General features: G+C 68.2%; 13 protein-coding genes. 3 read left to right on the top strand and 10 right to left on the bottom strand.

Features of this window, described 5'->3' with window-relative positions; genetic code table 11:
• Positions 1-41: 41 nt before the first annotated feature.
• From ruvA to AC23D6_RS04205, 6 genes are all read right to left on the bottom strand, one after another.
• A complete protein-coding gene (gene ruvA, locus AC23D6_RS04230; protein ID WP_487751580.1) occupies positions 42-629 on the bottom strand; it encodes a Holliday junction branch migration protein RuvA in 588 nt (195 codons plus the stop codon).
• Between the two features lie 115 nt (positions 630-744).
• Entirely contained in the window at positions 745-1,266 is a 522-nt protein-coding gene (gene ruvC, locus AC23D6_RS04225; protein ID WP_487751579.1) for a crossover junction endodeoxyribonuclease RuvC, read from the bottom strand.
• A gap of 120 nt (positions 1,267-1,386) precedes the next feature.
• Positions 1,387-2,118, bottom strand: a complete 732-nt coding sequence (locus AC23D6_RS04220; protein WP_487751578.1) for a YebC/PmpR family DNA-binding transcriptional regulator — start codon at positions 2,116-2,118, stop codon at positions 1,387-1,389.
• Between the two features lie 61 nt (positions 2,119-2,179).
• Positions 2,180-2,818, bottom strand: a complete 639-nt coding sequence (locus AC23D6_RS04215) for an esterase/lipase family protein (protein WP_487751577.1) — start codon at positions 2,816-2,818, stop codon at positions 2,180-2,182.
• A gap of 41 nt (positions 2,819-2,859) precedes the next feature.
• The gene (locus AC23D6_RS04210; RefSeq protein ID WP_487751576.1) at positions 2,860-3,975 is read right to left on the bottom strand and encodes an efflux RND transporter periplasmic adaptor subunit; all 1,116 of its coding nucleotides are present in this window, start codon (positions 3,973-3,975) and stop codon (positions 2,860-2,862) included.
• A complete protein-coding gene (locus AC23D6_RS04205) occupies positions 3,972-7,166 on the bottom strand; it encodes an efflux RND transporter permease subunit (RefSeq protein WP_487751575.1) in 3,195 nt (1,064 codons plus the stop codon). Before AC23D6_RS04205 ends, AC23D6_RS04210 begins: the two co-directional genes overlap by 4 nt.
• Positions 7,167-7,374: 208 nt before the next feature.
• On the opposite strand from AC23D6_RS04205, the gene AC23D6_RS04200 reads away from it, so the two are divergent.
• Positions 7,375-8,322, top strand: coding sequence for an AraC family transcriptional regulator (locus AC23D6_RS04200; protein WP_487751574.1), 948 nt, complete (start codon positions 7,375-7,377; stop codon positions 8,320-8,322).
• A 6-nt stretch (positions 8,323-8,328) separates the two neighbouring features.
• Here AC23D6_RS04200 and AC23D6_RS04195 read toward each other — a convergent pair whose 3' ends face one another.
• On the bottom strand, positions 8,329-9,159 hold the full coding sequence (locus AC23D6_RS04195; RefSeq protein ID WP_487751573.1) for a cupin domain-containing protein: 831 nt from the start codon (positions 9,157-9,159) through the stop codon (positions 8,329-8,331).
• Between the two features lie 122 nt (positions 9,160-9,281).
• Here AC23D6_RS04195 and AC23D6_RS04190 point away from each other — a divergent pair, with 122 nt between their 5' ends.
• Together AC23D6_RS04190 and AC23D6_RS04185 are read left to right on the top strand one after the other, a co-directional pair.
• Positions 9,282-9,710, top strand: coding sequence for an organic hydroperoxide resistance protein (locus tag AC23D6_RS04190; RefSeq protein ID WP_487751572.1), 429 nt, complete (start codon positions 9,282-9,284; stop codon positions 9,708-9,710).
• Between the two features lie 41 nt (positions 9,711-9,751).
• The gene (locus AC23D6_RS04185) at positions 9,752-10,693 is read left to right on the top strand and encodes an alpha/beta fold hydrolase (RefSeq protein ID WP_487751571.1); all 942 of its coding nucleotides are present in this window, start codon (positions 9,752-9,754) and stop codon (positions 10,691-10,693) included.
• Between the two features lie 701 nt (positions 10,694-11,394).
• Here AC23D6_RS04185 and AC23D6_RS04180 read toward each other — a convergent pair.
• The 3 genes from AC23D6_RS04180 to aspS all read right to left on the bottom strand — a co-directional run bounded on the left by AC23D6_RS04180 (position 11,395) and on the right by aspS (position 14,091).
• A complete protein-coding gene (locus AC23D6_RS04180; RefSeq protein ID WP_487751570.1) occupies positions 11,395-11,916 on the bottom strand; it encodes an N-acetyltransferase family protein in 522 nt (173 codons plus the stop codon).
• Positions 11,917-11,918: 2 nt separating this feature from the next.
• On the bottom strand, positions 11,919-12,212 hold the full coding sequence (locus AC23D6_RS04175; protein WP_487751569.1) for a DNA primase: 294 nt from the start codon (positions 12,210-12,212) through the stop codon (positions 11,919-11,921).
• A gap of 130 nt (positions 12,213-12,342) precedes the next feature.
• Positions 12,343-14,091, bottom strand: coding sequence for an aspartate--tRNA ligase (gene aspS / locus AC23D6_RS04170; RefSeq protein ID WP_487751568.1), 1,749 nt, complete (start codon positions 14,089-14,091; stop codon positions 12,343-12,345).
• Positions 14,092-14,166 lie beyond the last annotated feature (75 nt).

Genomic DNA, 14,166 nt, shown 5'->3' with positions numbered 1-14,166 from the left:
GGGTAGCGCTGCGAAAGTGAAGGGGTGCTCTAGAACCGCGGTCAGCGCAGGGCCGACTGCAGCGCCTTGCGGATGATGGCCGCGGCATCGTCGCCGGGTGCGGTGGCGTCGCGCGCCATGCGGGTCGCCTCGGCCGGCTTGTAGCCCAGTTGCTGCAGGGCGATGGTGGCCTCGGACTGCGGATCGGCCGGCAGCGCGCTGATACCGCCCACGCCGGTGCCCATCAGGTCGGCCGCGCGATCGCGCAGCTCCACCACCATGCGCTCGGCGGTTTTCTTGCCGATGCCGGGAATGCGGGTCAGCGCGGCGACGTCGCCGGCCTGCACCATGCGGGCGAACTCGTCGACGCTGGCGCCGGACAACACGGCCAGCGCGATCTTCGCGCCGATGCCGCTGACCTTCTGCACGTCGCGGAACAACCGGCGCTCGCCCTCGCGCAGGAAGCCGTACAACGACACGCTGTCTTCCTTCTGTGCGTAATGGGTGAACAGCAGCACCTCGCGACCCACGTCGGGCAGGTCGTAGTGCGTGCTCATCGGGGCTTCGAGCTCATAGCCCACGCCGCCCACATCGATCACCAGCCACGGGGGCGACTTGTACGCCAGGATGCCGCGCAGACGTCCGATCATGGTGTTGCCCTCCGGGCACGGGATTGGAAATTCGGAATTCGGGATTCGCCGAAAGCGGCGCCCACCCCGACGCTTCTGCGAATCCCGAATCCCGAACCACGACTCCCGGCTCTCATCATTTCCTGCTCCAGGCCAGCTGCGAACTCACGCCCAGCCGTTTGGCGGTGGCGCGTACGTGCGCGTGGGTGATGGCGACGGCCAGCGCGTCGGCGGCATCGGCCTGCAGCCTGCCGTGCAGGTTGAGCATGATGCCGACCATGTGCTGGATCTGGTTCTTCTCGGCGCTGCCGCGTCCGACGACGGCCAGCTTCACTTCCTTGGCTGCGTACTCGTGCACGGGCAGGTCGCGCAGCACCACCGCGCTGATCGCGGCGCCGCGCGCCTGCCCTAGCTTGAGGGCCGAATCGGGGTTGCGCGCCATGAACACCTTCTCGATGGCGACCTCGTCCGGCTGCCAGGTGGCGATGATGGCGGTCAACCCGTCCAGCAACACCCGCAGGCGCTGCGGGAAATCCTCCGCGCCCAGCAGCACCAGCGGCGCATGGTGGACATGGCTCACCTTGCCCGCCGCATCGACATCGATGATGCCGATGCCGGTGCGCTGGGAACCGGGGTCGATGCCGAGGATGCGGGTCATTGGAGCCGGGATTGGAGAGGCGGGATTCGGGATTCGAAACCGGCGAACGCAGGACGGGGTACCGAGTGAGCGGGAGAGCGCTGTTGCGAATCCCGAATCCCCAATCCCCTATCCCGGCCGTCAGGCATACGCATCCGCGCCCAGCTCGGCGTTGGAATAGACGTCCTGGACGTCGTCCAGGTCTTCCAGCATGTCCAGCAGCTTCTTCACCTGCAGCGCGGTCTCGCCCTGCACGCTGATGTCGTTGTCGGCGCGGAAGGTGATCTCGGCATGGCCCGGAGTCAGGCCCGCCGCCTCCATCGCGTCCTTCACGCCCTGGAAGGCGTCCGGTGCGGTGACCACGTCGATCGAGCCATCGTCGGGATAGACCACGATGTCGTCGGCGCCGGCCTCGATGGCGGCTTCGGTGATCTTCTCCTCGTCCGCGCCGGGCGCGTAGCTGAGTACGCCGAGGCGCTTGAACATGAAGGCCACCGAACCTTCGGTGCCCATGTTGCCGCCGCACTTGCTGAAGGCATGACGCACATCGGCCACGGTGCGCACGCGGTTGTCGGTCAGGCAGTCGACGATCACGGCCACGCCACCGGGCGCGTAGCCTTCGTAGCGGACTTCCTCGTAGACCACGCCCTCAAGCTCGCCGGTCGCCTTCTTGATGGCGCGCTCGATCACGTCCTTGGACATGTTCGCGGCCAGCCCCTTGTCCACCGCCACCCGCAGGCGCGGATTGTTGGCGGGATCGCCACCGCCGGCACGGGCCGCCACGCCGATCTCGCGGATGATCTTGGTGAAGATCTTGCCGCGCTTGGCGTCGGTGGCGTTCTTGCGGGCTTCGATGGACGGGCCTCTACCCATGGGGACTTCCGGAGTGCTCAGACAAGGGCGCGGATTATACGCGCCTGCATGCGGCCCCCGGTCAGCCGTCCCGGAAGCGGCCTTCGCGCAGGAAATGCGCGGCCTGCCGGGCCGCTTCGGCCGAGAACACCAGGCCGGTGTGGCTGGCCGGCACCACGCAGTGGGCGGCCAGTCCCGGCAACCGGGTTTCATCCAGCCCCACCGTGCCGTCGGAGGCGCCCTCGAACCGGGTGATCAGCCGGCCGATGCCGCGGGCCACGTTGCCCGCGACCATCCCGACCGGCACGTCGCCCTGCCAGGGTGCGCAGCCCGCCTGCAGCAGCGTGCCGCTACGGCCGAGCACCGGGGCGGTCCACGCGCGCCGGCCCAGGTCCCGCGCCGCGCCGCTGCCGCACAAGGGCGAACCGAGGCAGACCATCCGCTGCACCGGCAGACCGGGCGCACGGCGCAAGGCTTCGAGTCCGATCATGCCGCCCAGGCTGTGCCCCACCAGATGAGTGGGTGGCCCGCCCTGCAGGCGCTGGATCAGCGCGGCGATCGCCGGCTCGGGGCCGCCCAGGATGCTCGGATAGCCGAACACCTCCACCTCGAAGCCCTCATGCCGCAGGCGCCGCGCGAGCGGCGCCAACCAGGACTTCGCATTCCAGATGCCGTGTACCAGCACGACACGCGGCTTTGCTCCCGCTTCGACCTTCTCCATGCGTCCAGTCTGGCGTGGCCGCGGGCGGAACGCCACTGCGATCAGGACGACGCGGGCTTCTTCACCGTCACCCGTACGCCCGCCTGCAACAGCGCATTGGGCGACAGCACGACCTGGTCGCCGACGCCGAGGCCATCGAGCACTTCGACATCGCCGCCAAGGTCACGCCCCAGCAGCACCGGGCGGAATTCGAGCACCGAATCCGCGCCGACCCGCGCCACGCGCGCGCGTCCGGCCGGACCGGAAATCGCCGACAGCGGCACGATCACCGCCGGTGCCGTGCGTGGCACCTGCAGGCTGACCTGGCCGACCATGCCGGCCGGAATCCGGTTCTGCGGATTCGGCAGGCGCAGTTCCACCCGCATGCCGCCAGCCTCGTCGGAAATGCTCTGCGCGCTGCGCACGATCTCCGCGGCGAAGCGCTCGCCCGGCAGTTCGGGGAAGGTCACTTCCGCCTTCAGGCCCGGGCGCACCTGCAACGCCGCGCCCTGCGGCACGTCCACCAGGATCCGCAGCGGATCGAGCGCGTTGAGTTCGAACAGCGGCGCGGCGGTCGCGGCGTCTCCGACCACGCGGTCGCCGCGGTCCACGTTGCGCGCGGCGATCACGCCGGCGAACGGCGCGCGCACGCGCTGGAAGCCCTGGCGGTCGCGCGCACTGTCCAGCCGTGCCTGCGCGGCCGCCAGCGCGGCCTGCGCTGCATCGCGATTGGCACTGCGGTCGCTGTAGAGCTCGCGCGAGATCGCACCGGATTCGACCAGCGCGGCGGCGCGGTCGTAGTTCACCCGCGCCAACGCCAGTGCCGCGCGCAGGCGCACGACTTCGGCCTGCGCTTCGCGCACGGACTGGTCGGCTTCGGGGTTGGCGATCACCGCCAGCACTTGTCCTTCCGCGACGTGGTCGCCCAGATCCACGAGGCGCTCGCTGACGAAGCCGGTCGTACGCGGATAAAGCTGCGCGGTCTCGCCCGCCAGCGCGCGCGCCGGCAGGGTCATCGCGAAATCCGCGTCGGCGGCCCGGGCCTGCGCGGTCAGCACTTCCGGCACGGCCTGCGCGGTCGGCGCTTCGGCCGCCCCGCGGCTGCAGGCGGACAGCAGCACCAGCGCGACCGGCGCCAACGCGAGGGGGAGATGACGCAAGGCATGCATCGGCTTCATATCGCTACTCCTGCATCGGCGCCCGTGGCGCCGGCTTCGATTCGGGATTCGGAACGCCGCAGGCGGCGACCCAGCACCGCCAGGATGGACGGCACGATGATCAGCGTCGCCGGCGTGCCGAACAGCAGGCCGCCGATCACGGCGCGGCCCAGCGGCGCGTTCTGCTCGCCGCCCTCGCCCAGGCCCAGCGCCATCGGAATGATGCCGAGCACCATCGCGCTGGCCGTCATCAGCACCGGGCGCAGGCGCACGGCGGCGGCTTCGTACGCGGCCCGTTCGGGATCGTGGCCGTCGGCGATCAGGCCGCGGGCGAAGCTGGTGACCAGCACGCTGTTGGCGGTGGACACGCCGATCACCATCATCACGCCCATCAGCGCCGGCACGCTGAGCGGCGTGCCGGTGACCAGCAGGCCGACCGCGGCGCCGGCGATGGCGATCGGCAGCCCGGACATCGCGACCAGCGGCTGGATCCACGACTGGAAGTTCACTACCAGCACCAGGAACACCAGCACCGCCGACATCAGCAGGCCCGCGGCGAGTTCGCCATACGCGTTCTGCATCTCGCCGGCCTGGCCGACGATCTCGATGCGGTTGCCCGGCTTCAGGCGCGGCTCGAGGTCGGCGACGATGTCGCCCAGCGCCGCATGCACGGCGCCGAGGTCGGTGCCCTGCACGTTCGCCATCACGCTGACCGTGGGCGCCATCATGGTGCGTCCGATGCTGGCTGGCACGGTGCGCGGCGACACCTGCGCGATGTTGCGCAGGAGTACCGTCTGGCCGTCGTCGCCGATGCGCACCGGCGTGTTAAGCAGCGTCTCCAGCCCGGCCAGGTTCGCCGGCGGCGCCTGCACCTGCACGGTATACGAGGTGGCGTTGGCCTGGTCGACCCAGTACACCGGGCTGACCGTGCCGGCCGAGCCCAGCACCGCCAGCACCGCGCGGCTGGCGTCCTGCGCGCTGATGCCCAACTGCGCAGCACGCGTGCGGTCGATGGCGATGTAGTACTCCGGCAGGTCCAGCACCTGGCGCAGCATCACGTCGACCGCGCCCGGCACCTCGCGCAGGCGGGATTCCAGTTCGCGCGCCAGCGCCATGTTGCCGGCCGCATCGCGACCGTTGACGCGCACCTCCAGCGCACCGACGGCGGAGCCGGCCAACGTGCGGCTGGTCGCGTCCGGTGGGCGCTCGAACACCTTCACGTCGGGAAACTTCTGCGCCACGCGCTCACGGATCTTCGCCAGGTAGTCCGCGCTCGGCCCGTGCGGGCTGCGCAGCTGGAGCATCACTTCGGCCTCGAACGAACCGACCACCGCGCTGTCCACCCAGGCCAGGTTGACCGCATCAGGAATGCCGATCTGCTCGTAGACCGTCTGCAGTTCGCTCGCCGGGACGATCTCGCGGATTTCGCGCTGGATGTCGGCCAGGCGCTGGGCCGTTTCCTCGAGGCGCAGGCCGGTGGGCAGGCGAACCTGCAGACGGATCTGCCCCGCGTCCACGTGCGGAAAATATTCCCGTCCCAGCGAGAGCGCCGATACGGCGCCTGCACCGATCATCAGCAGCGCCACCGCCAGCAGCACGCCGCCGTGGTGGCCCAGCTTCACCAGCAGCGCGTGATGGCGGTCGCGCAGGCCGTCGAGCACATGCTCGACGCGATGGTTGACCGCCAGCAAGGCGCGCTCGGCCGCCCAGCGTGGCGCCTGTCGGCTGCGGATGTCGGCCGGCAGCAGCAGGTAGCACAGCACCGGGATCAGGGTGCGCGAGAGCAGAAACGAAGCGGCCATCGCGAAGATCACGGCCAATGCGAGCGGCGTGAACACCCACGCCGACAGGCCCGTCATCAACAGGATCGGCGTCAGCACGATGCAGATGGACACCGTGGAGACGAATTCCGGGAATACCACTTCCTTCGCGCTGGCGAGGATCGCGCTGCGCACATCCTTGCCCTCGGCGATGTGGCGATTGGTGTTCTCCACGTCCACCACCGCGTTGTCGACCAGGATGCCGATGGCCAGCGCCAGGCCGCCGAGCGTCATCACGTTGAAGGTGTAGCCCAGCAGGTGGAGCATCGCGACCGACGCCAGCAGCGCCAGCGGGATCGCCGACAGCACAATCAGGCTGGAGCGCCAGGAGCCGATGAACACGAGCACGACCAGCGCCACCAGCATGCCCACGAGGATGGCCTCGTGCCGGATCGAGCCGATCGCGTTGTCGACGAACACGGACTGGTCGAAGATCGGTTCGATCCGCATGCCCGGCGGCGCGGAGGCCTCGATCTCGGGCAGGCGCTCGCGCACCGAGCGCACGATCTCCACCGCCGAGGCGCCGCCCATCTTGATCAGCGCCACCGATACGGCGTTGGCGCCGTCCATGCGCGCGATGTTGGTCTGCAGGGCGCCGCCGTCGCGCACCGAGGCGACATCGCGCACGTAGATGACGTTGCCGCCGCGCGAGGCGATCGGCAGATCAAGAAAGCCCGCGGCATCGGCCGGGCTGGTTTCAAGCGCGATCTGCAGTTCGCGCGTGCCTTCGCGGATCGTGCCGGACGGCAAGGTGGGGCTGCCGCGCTCGAGCGCGCCGGTGACCTGCGCGGGCGTCAGTCCATAGGTCTGCAGCGCGCGCGGGTCCAGATCCACCATGATCTGCCGCGCGGCACCGCCGTACGGTAGGGTCATGCGGATGCCGGGGATGGACTGGATCTGCGAGCGCAGCTGCAGGCGCGCGTAGTCGAACAACTGCGCCTGGCTGAGCGCGTCCGACGACAGCACCAACTGCAGCACCGGCGTACTCGAGACGTTGTTGCGCACCACCAGCGGCGGCGACGTACCCGGCGGCATGCGCCGCAGGATCGTCTGCGAGACCGCGGTGATCTGCGCCAGCGCGCGCTCCAGGTTCACGCCCGGCTGGAAATCCACCCGCACGATGCCGATGCCGCTCAGGCTTTCCGAGCGGACCTCCTTGATGTCGTCGACGTTGTTGAGGACGGCGATCTCGGAGAACGACGTCAGCTTGGCCGCCATCTCCGCCGCGGGCAGGCCGCTGTACGTCCAGATGATGTTGACCGACGGGATGCCGACCTCCGGCAGGATGTCGGTGGGCATGCGGCGCGCGGACTGCACGCCGAACAACAGGATCAGGATGGCCACCACGCCGATGGTGTATCGGCGCGAGAGCGCGTATTCGACGATCCACATCGGGATGTTTTCCGTCTGCCTTGGGGGAGGAGATGCCACCGCATCGCGCGACGCGACGGCATGCGGTCACGTTACGCCCGCGCGCCGCTTGCCCGTTAGTGCATTGCTGCGTGAAACTTGCCCGATTCTGCAAATCACACCGACGCACCGATGCAGGCGCACGCTTCATCGCGCTAAAGTCACGCTTCGCCGCATGGACCCTCACGCCATGAACGACAACGGTTTCCCCGACAGCGTCGCGCACCTCCCGAACCACGCACCGCAGGCGGAGCTCGCCGACCGGATTGCCCGATTGGCGACCGAGGACGGCGTGCACGCCACCGCCATCCCGTCGCTGTTCCTGATGCGCTTCAGCGAGCCGCGACCGTGCAGCGCAGTGTTGTACGAACCGCGCCTGTGCATCGTGGCCCAGGGCCGCAAGATCGCCATCCTGGCCGGCGAGACCTACCACTACGACCCGCTGCATTACCTGGTGGTGTCGATGACGCTGCCCGCGCTCGGCCAGATCATCGAAGCCACGCCGGAGCACCCCTATCTCAGCCTGCGTCTGGACATCGACATGGACCAGTTGGGCGCGCTGATGCTGGAAACGCCGGCGGCGCGCGCGGCCCAGCCCGTGGATCGCGGCCTTTATTCGGCACGCGCCAGCGGCGCCTTGCTCGATGCGGTGTTGCGGCTGATGCGGCTGCTGGAGCAGCCCGAAGACGTGGCCGCCCTCGCCCCGCTGATCCAGCGCGAGATCTACTACCGTGCGCTCGTCGGCGACCTGGGCCACCGCCTGCGCGAACTGGTGACCGCCGGCAGTCGTTCCCATCGCATCGCCCGCGCGGTGCAGGCCCTGCGCGACCGCTTCCACGAGCCGCTGAGCATCGACGCGATGGCCGAGTCGCTGCACATGAGCGTGTCCTCGCTGCACCACCAGTTCAAGGCGGCCACCTCGATGTCGCCGCTGCAGTTCCAGAAGCACCTGCGCCTGCACGAGGCGCGCCGCCTGATGTTGGGCGAAGGCCTGGAAGCGAACGCCGCCGCGCGCCGCGTGGGCTACGAGAGCGCCTCGCAGTTCAGCCGCGAGTACAAGCGCCTGTTCGGCGCACCGCCGCGCTCGGAGATCGTGCAGTTGCGCGCGCAGCCGCCCGCGCGCCAGCAGGACGCCTGATCCGCCTCAGGCCGCGGCCGCGGCCTGGCGCTTCCATTCGCGTGGGGAAAGGCCGCTGTGCGCCTTGAAGGCGCGCGACAGCGCCGCCTCGCTGCCGTAACCGACTTCCGATGCCACCACCTTCAACGGCCTGCCGCGCCGCAGCCCCTGCTGCGCCAGCCCCACGCGCCACGCCTGCAGGTACTGGCCCGGCGTGCTGCCCAGCGCCTCGCGGAACTGGGTGGCGAACACGCTGCGCGACATGCCGGCCACGCGGGCCAGTTCCTCCAGCGTCCACTCCTTCGCCGGAGCCTCGTGCATCGCGACGATGGCGTTGCGCAGGCGCGGATGGGAAAGGCCGGCCAGCATGCCGCCCTTCACCTCGCCGGTCTCCATCAACTGGCGCAGCACCTGGATCATCACCACCTCGAACAGCCGGTTGACCAGGGCGGTGCGTCCGCAGCGCTGGGTGAAGGCCTCCTCGAACAGCAGCGGCAACACATCCTGCGCGCCATGCAGGCCATCTAGCGGCAGGCAGACCACGTCGGGCAGCGCGGCGCTGATCGGGTTCTGCGCGCCGCCTTCGAACACCACGTTCGCGCAGGCCATGTCGGCACCGCGTGCCTCATCGCTCACGAAGCGGTGCGTCATCGCACGCGGATAGAGCAACAGGCTGGGCCGGTCGATACGCAGGGAAGTATCGCCATGGAACACCTCCAGCGGTCCGCGCTGGATCAGGTGCAGTTGGCCAACGCCGGGCTCCGCCTCCAGGGTGTTAATGCCGCAGAGCGCGCCGGCGTGGAAGACCTCCGCCGACACCGAGAACCGCTCCAGCAGGACCGCAAGCCGGTCGACCATGACAGTACTCCAGATCAAGTTTTCAGGATTCTACATCACCATGAGTCCCGACAGACGGCACAAAGTACACCTCACCGGACGGCCACCCGCCCCGGACCACCCACCTTCCCAGGAGTACTGCCATGTCCATCGAAAAGATCCTCTACACCGCCACCGCCACCGCCACCGGCGGCCGCGAAGGCCAGGCCACCTCGTCCGACGGCGTGCTGGACGTCAAGCTGTCCACCCCGCGCGAGCTGGGCGGCGCCGGCGGCGACGGCACCAACCCGGAACAGCTGTTCGCGGCCGGCTATTCGGCCTGCTTCCTGGGCGCACTGAAGTTCGTCGCCGGCAAGCAGAAGGTCGCCCTGCCTGCCACCACCACCGTCACCGGCAAGGTCGGCATCGGCCAGATCCCCACCGGCTTCGGCATCCAGGCCGAACTGACCATCACCGCCCCGGGCGTTGCCCGCGAGCAGCTGCAGGCCCTGGTCGACGCCGCCCACATCGTCTGCCCGTACTCCAACGCCACGCGCGGCAACATCGACGTGACGCTGGTGATCGCCGACTGACCTCCCTTCCTGACCCACCACCCTTCGCAGGAACCCACACTATGAACGCCTTCACCCGCACGATCGCCGCCACGCTGCTGGCCGTCGCCACCCAGGCCAGCTTCGCCGGACAACCCGTACCCGCCACCGCCCCGGTCGCCGTCGAGCGCACAGCGAACTACATCAGCACCGCCGACGGCGTGCAGCTGTACTACAAGGACTGGGGCCCGAAGAACGGCCCGGTCGTCACCTTCAGCCACGGCTGGCCGCTGTCTTCGGACAGCTGGGAATCGCAGATGATCTTCCTGGCCTCCAAGGGCTACCGCGTCGTCGCCCACGACCGCCGCGGCCACGGTCGCTCCAGCCAGCCGTGGGACGGCAACGACATGGACCACTACGCCGACGACCTGGCCACCGTGATCAACACGCTGGACCTGAAGGACGTCACTTTGGTCGGCTTCTCCACCGGCGGCGGCGAAGTGGCGCGCTACATCGGCCGCCACGGCACCGGCCGGGTCAAGAAGGCCGCGCTGATCAGCGCCGTCCCGCCGCTGATGCTGAAGACCGCCGACAACCCAGGCGGCCTGCCGATCGAAGTCTTCGATGGCCTGCGCAATGGCTCGTTGGCCAACCGCTCGCAGCTGTATCTGGACATCGCCTCCGGCCCGTTCTACGGCTTCAACCGCCCCGGCGCGAAGGTGTCGCAGGGCCTGATCGACAGCTGGTGGGCGCAGGGCATGCAGGGTGGCCACAAGAACACCTACGACTCGATCGCCGCGTTCTCCGCCACCGACTTCCGCGCCGACCTGAAGAAGTTCGACATCCCCACCCTGGTGATCCACGGCGACGACGACCAGATCGTCCCCATCGACGCCTCCGGCAAGGCCTCCGCCGCGCTCATCAAGAACGCCAAGCTGATCGTCTACCCCGGCGCCCCGCACGGCCTGACGGACACCCACAAGGACCGCGTCAACCAGGACCTGCTCGACTTCCTGCAGAAGTAAGAGAAGCCCCGCAAACAGCAACGGCCGCTAACGCGGCCGTTTGCTTTTGATCGTTTCTATCCCGATGCGCCAGCGAGCCCGCCAGACCCGAAGGGCGGCGGACAAGGATGTCCGCCGTTTTCCGCCTCGCCAGGATGGCGAGTCGGAAAATCCCGATAGCAATGACGCGATGGGATTGCTTCGTCGAGGAATGGCCTTTCTTTTGGTGACTTTTCTTTGGCCAGACAAAGAAAAGTTACCCGCTAGACCGAAGGGCTAGCGGAGCTCCGCACCTCAACGCGAAAACGTCCGAACGCGCTGCGGCGTGCGACACGTCCGCTGCGCCGTCTTGTCGCGGGGCGCGGCGCGGCGCGGCGCGGCGCGGCGCGCAAGACTAGCGGGACACACCCGGCTCAACCATCGAAGGCAGCCCGATCCCCGGGTGCGGCCTTCGGCCTTACCAGGACTACGCCACTCAACGGCCGCGCACGCGGCCGTTTGCTTCTTATTCTTCAGATACCGCATTGCCGCCAGACCCAACGGGCGGCGGACAAGGATGTCCGCCGTTTTCCGCCTCGCCAGGAAGGCGAGTCGGAAAATCCCGATAGCACCCGAGTTATGGGATTGCTTCGTCGGGGAATGGCCTTTTTTTTGGTGACTTTTCTTTGGCCAGACAAAGAAAAGTTACCCGCTAGACCGAAGGGCTAGCGGAAGCTTCCCCATCAACCAACCGCAGAAGCATCCCGCCGCAGGATGAACTCATCATCCAGCGTCTTCCCCACGGGAAACTTGTACTCCCCCACCCGCACAAACCCCTGCCGCGCATAGAACCGCTGGGCACCGAAGTTCTCCGACCACACCCCGATCCACAGCGTCCGCGGCCCATCCCTCAACAACCACCGCTCCACCTCGGCGAACAGCTTCCCGCCCCACCCGCCATTCTGGTGCGACGCCAGCACGTACAACCGCTTCAGCTCGCCATCGCCCGCCCGCACTTCCGGATGCGGCAACCCGCACGGCCCGGCGGCGGCATGACCGACGGCCACGCCCTCGTCTTCCAGCAACCACACCGCGTAATCCGGGTGCGCGAGGATGATCCGCTGCTTGTCGACGGCGTACGCGTCGGTGAGGAATGCCGAAAGATCTTCGGCCGGATACAGATGCCCGAAGGTTTCCGTGAACGTACGCGACGCCAGGTCCGACAGGACCGCGGCGTCATCGACGGTGGCGCGACGGATCAGCACGCTTACGCGTCCTCTTCTTCCTCTTCCTCTTCGTCCGCCTCGTCTTCCTCGTCGGCGTCCTCGTCTTCTTCCTCTTCGTACTCTTCTTCGTCTTCTTCGTAATCGTCTTCGCCGAAGTCCTCACCGTCCCAGCGGCCCTGGCCGTCCGGCACGAACGTGACCGCCATTGCCGCCGGCGACGTGCCGACGCGCACCAGCCAGCCACCGAACACGCGCGCGCGTTCCGTCACCAGGCTCGCATCGGCACCTTCATTGCCCAGGCGTTCCCACTCCAGCGAAAAAGCAACTTCCGTCATCTCGGTTCTCTTGATGTTGAGCCCCCTTGAGTCAAGGGGGCGCGGCGTCAGCCGCGGGGTTGTGGCATGCAACGGCGTGGGGCCCGTCGTTTCGCCTTAGCGAAATGACGGGGGCTTGACCGCATTGCGGTCAAGTCCGCGGGCGAACCTGGATGTGCACTTCCGCCAGCTGCTCGTCCGGGATCGGCGACGGCGCACCGGTCATCAGGCACTGCGCGGTCGTGGTCTTCGGGAAGGGGATGACGTCGCGGATGGACTCCGTGCCGGCCATCAGCGCCGCGATGCGGTCGATGCCGAACGCGATGCCGCCATGCGGCGGCGCGCCGAAGCGCAGCGCATCCAGCAGGAAGCCGAACTTCGCTTCCGCTTCTTCCGCACCGATGCCGAGCAGCTCGAACACCGCGCTCTGCATTTCCGGACGATGGATACGGATGGAACCGCCGCCGATCTCATTGCCGTTCAGCACCATGTCGTAGCCGCGCGACACCGCCGTCTTCGCGTTCGCACGCAGATCCGCGATGTCGTCCACCGCGGGCGCGGTGAAGGGATGGTGGAGCGCGACATAGCGCTGCGCTTCCTCATCCCATTCGAACATCGGGAAGTCGGTGACCCACAACGGCTTCCAGCCCTCCTGGACCAGGCCGAAGTCCTTGCCGGCCTTCAGGCGCAGCGCGCCCATGAAGTCGCTGACCTTGTTGTAGCCGCCCGCACCGAAGAACACGATGTCGCCGTTGCCGGCACCGACGTGCTTCACCAGCGCCGCGAAGGTGTCTTCGGCGAAGAATTTCTGGATCGGTGAACTGACCGCGCCCGCTTCGTCGATCTTGATGTAGGCCAGGCCCTTGGCACCGTACTTGGCGGCATGGGCGGCATACTCGTCGATCTGCTTGCGGCTCAGCGATGCACCGCCGGGGATGCGCAGCGCGGCCACGCGACCGTCCGGGTCGCTGGCAGCAGCGGTGAACACCGCGAACTCGCTGGACTTTACCAGGTCGGCCACGTCCACCAGCTCCAGCGCGATGCGCAGGTCAGGCTTGTCCGAACCGTAGCGACGCATCGCCTCGGCCCAGGTCATGCGCGGGAACTGCGCGTCCAGCTGCACGTCCATCACTTCGGCGAAGATGTCGCGGATCATGCCTTCCACGGTGTCCTGCACGTCGCGCTCGCGCACGAACGCGAACTCCATGTCGAGCTGGGTGAATTCCAGCTGGCGGTCCGCGCGCAGCGCCTCGTCGCGGAAGCAGCGCGCGATCTGGTAGTAACGGTCGAAGCCGGCCACCATCAGGATCTGCTTGAACAGCTGCGGCGACTGCGGCAGTGCGTAGAACTCGCCCGGATGCATGCGCGCCGGCACCAGGAAGTCGCGCGCGCCCTCCGGCGTGGCCTTGGTCAGGATCGGCGTCTCGATGTCCTGAAAGCCGCGCGCGTCCAGCCAGCGGCGCAGCGCCTGCACCAGGCGGATACGGGTGCGCTGCTTGCGCTGCATGTCGGGGCTGCGCAGGTCCAGGTAGCGGTATTTCAGGCGGATGTCTTCGCCCGGGTTTTCGTGATGATGGAACGGCAGCGGCTCGGCCTTGTTGAGCACGGTGATCTTCGTCGCGATCACTTCCACCTTGCCGGTGCGGATCTTGGCATTCACGGCTTCGCGTGCGCGCACCACGCCTTCCACCTGCAGCACGTCCTCATACCCCAGCGACGCGGCCACCTTGAACACGTCGGCACTGGACGGGTCCACCGTCACCTGCACGATGCCCTCATGGTCGCGCAGGTCGATGAAACACACGCCACCGAGGTTGCGGGCGACATCGGTCCAGCCGCACAGGGTCACGGTCTGGCCGATCATGGCCTCGTCGACGAGGCCGCAGAAATGGGTACGCATGGGGGCTCCACTGGGGTTCGGACCGGGGCCGGGACGTTCCGCGGCCGGACAGGCCGGTCAAGCCGCGTAGTTTAC

The sequence above is a fragment of the Pseudoxanthomonas sp. G3 genome, assembly GCF_057654715.1.
Note: the sequence above shows the minus strand (reverse complement) of the source record. Positions and strands in the feature narration are given on the sequence as shown.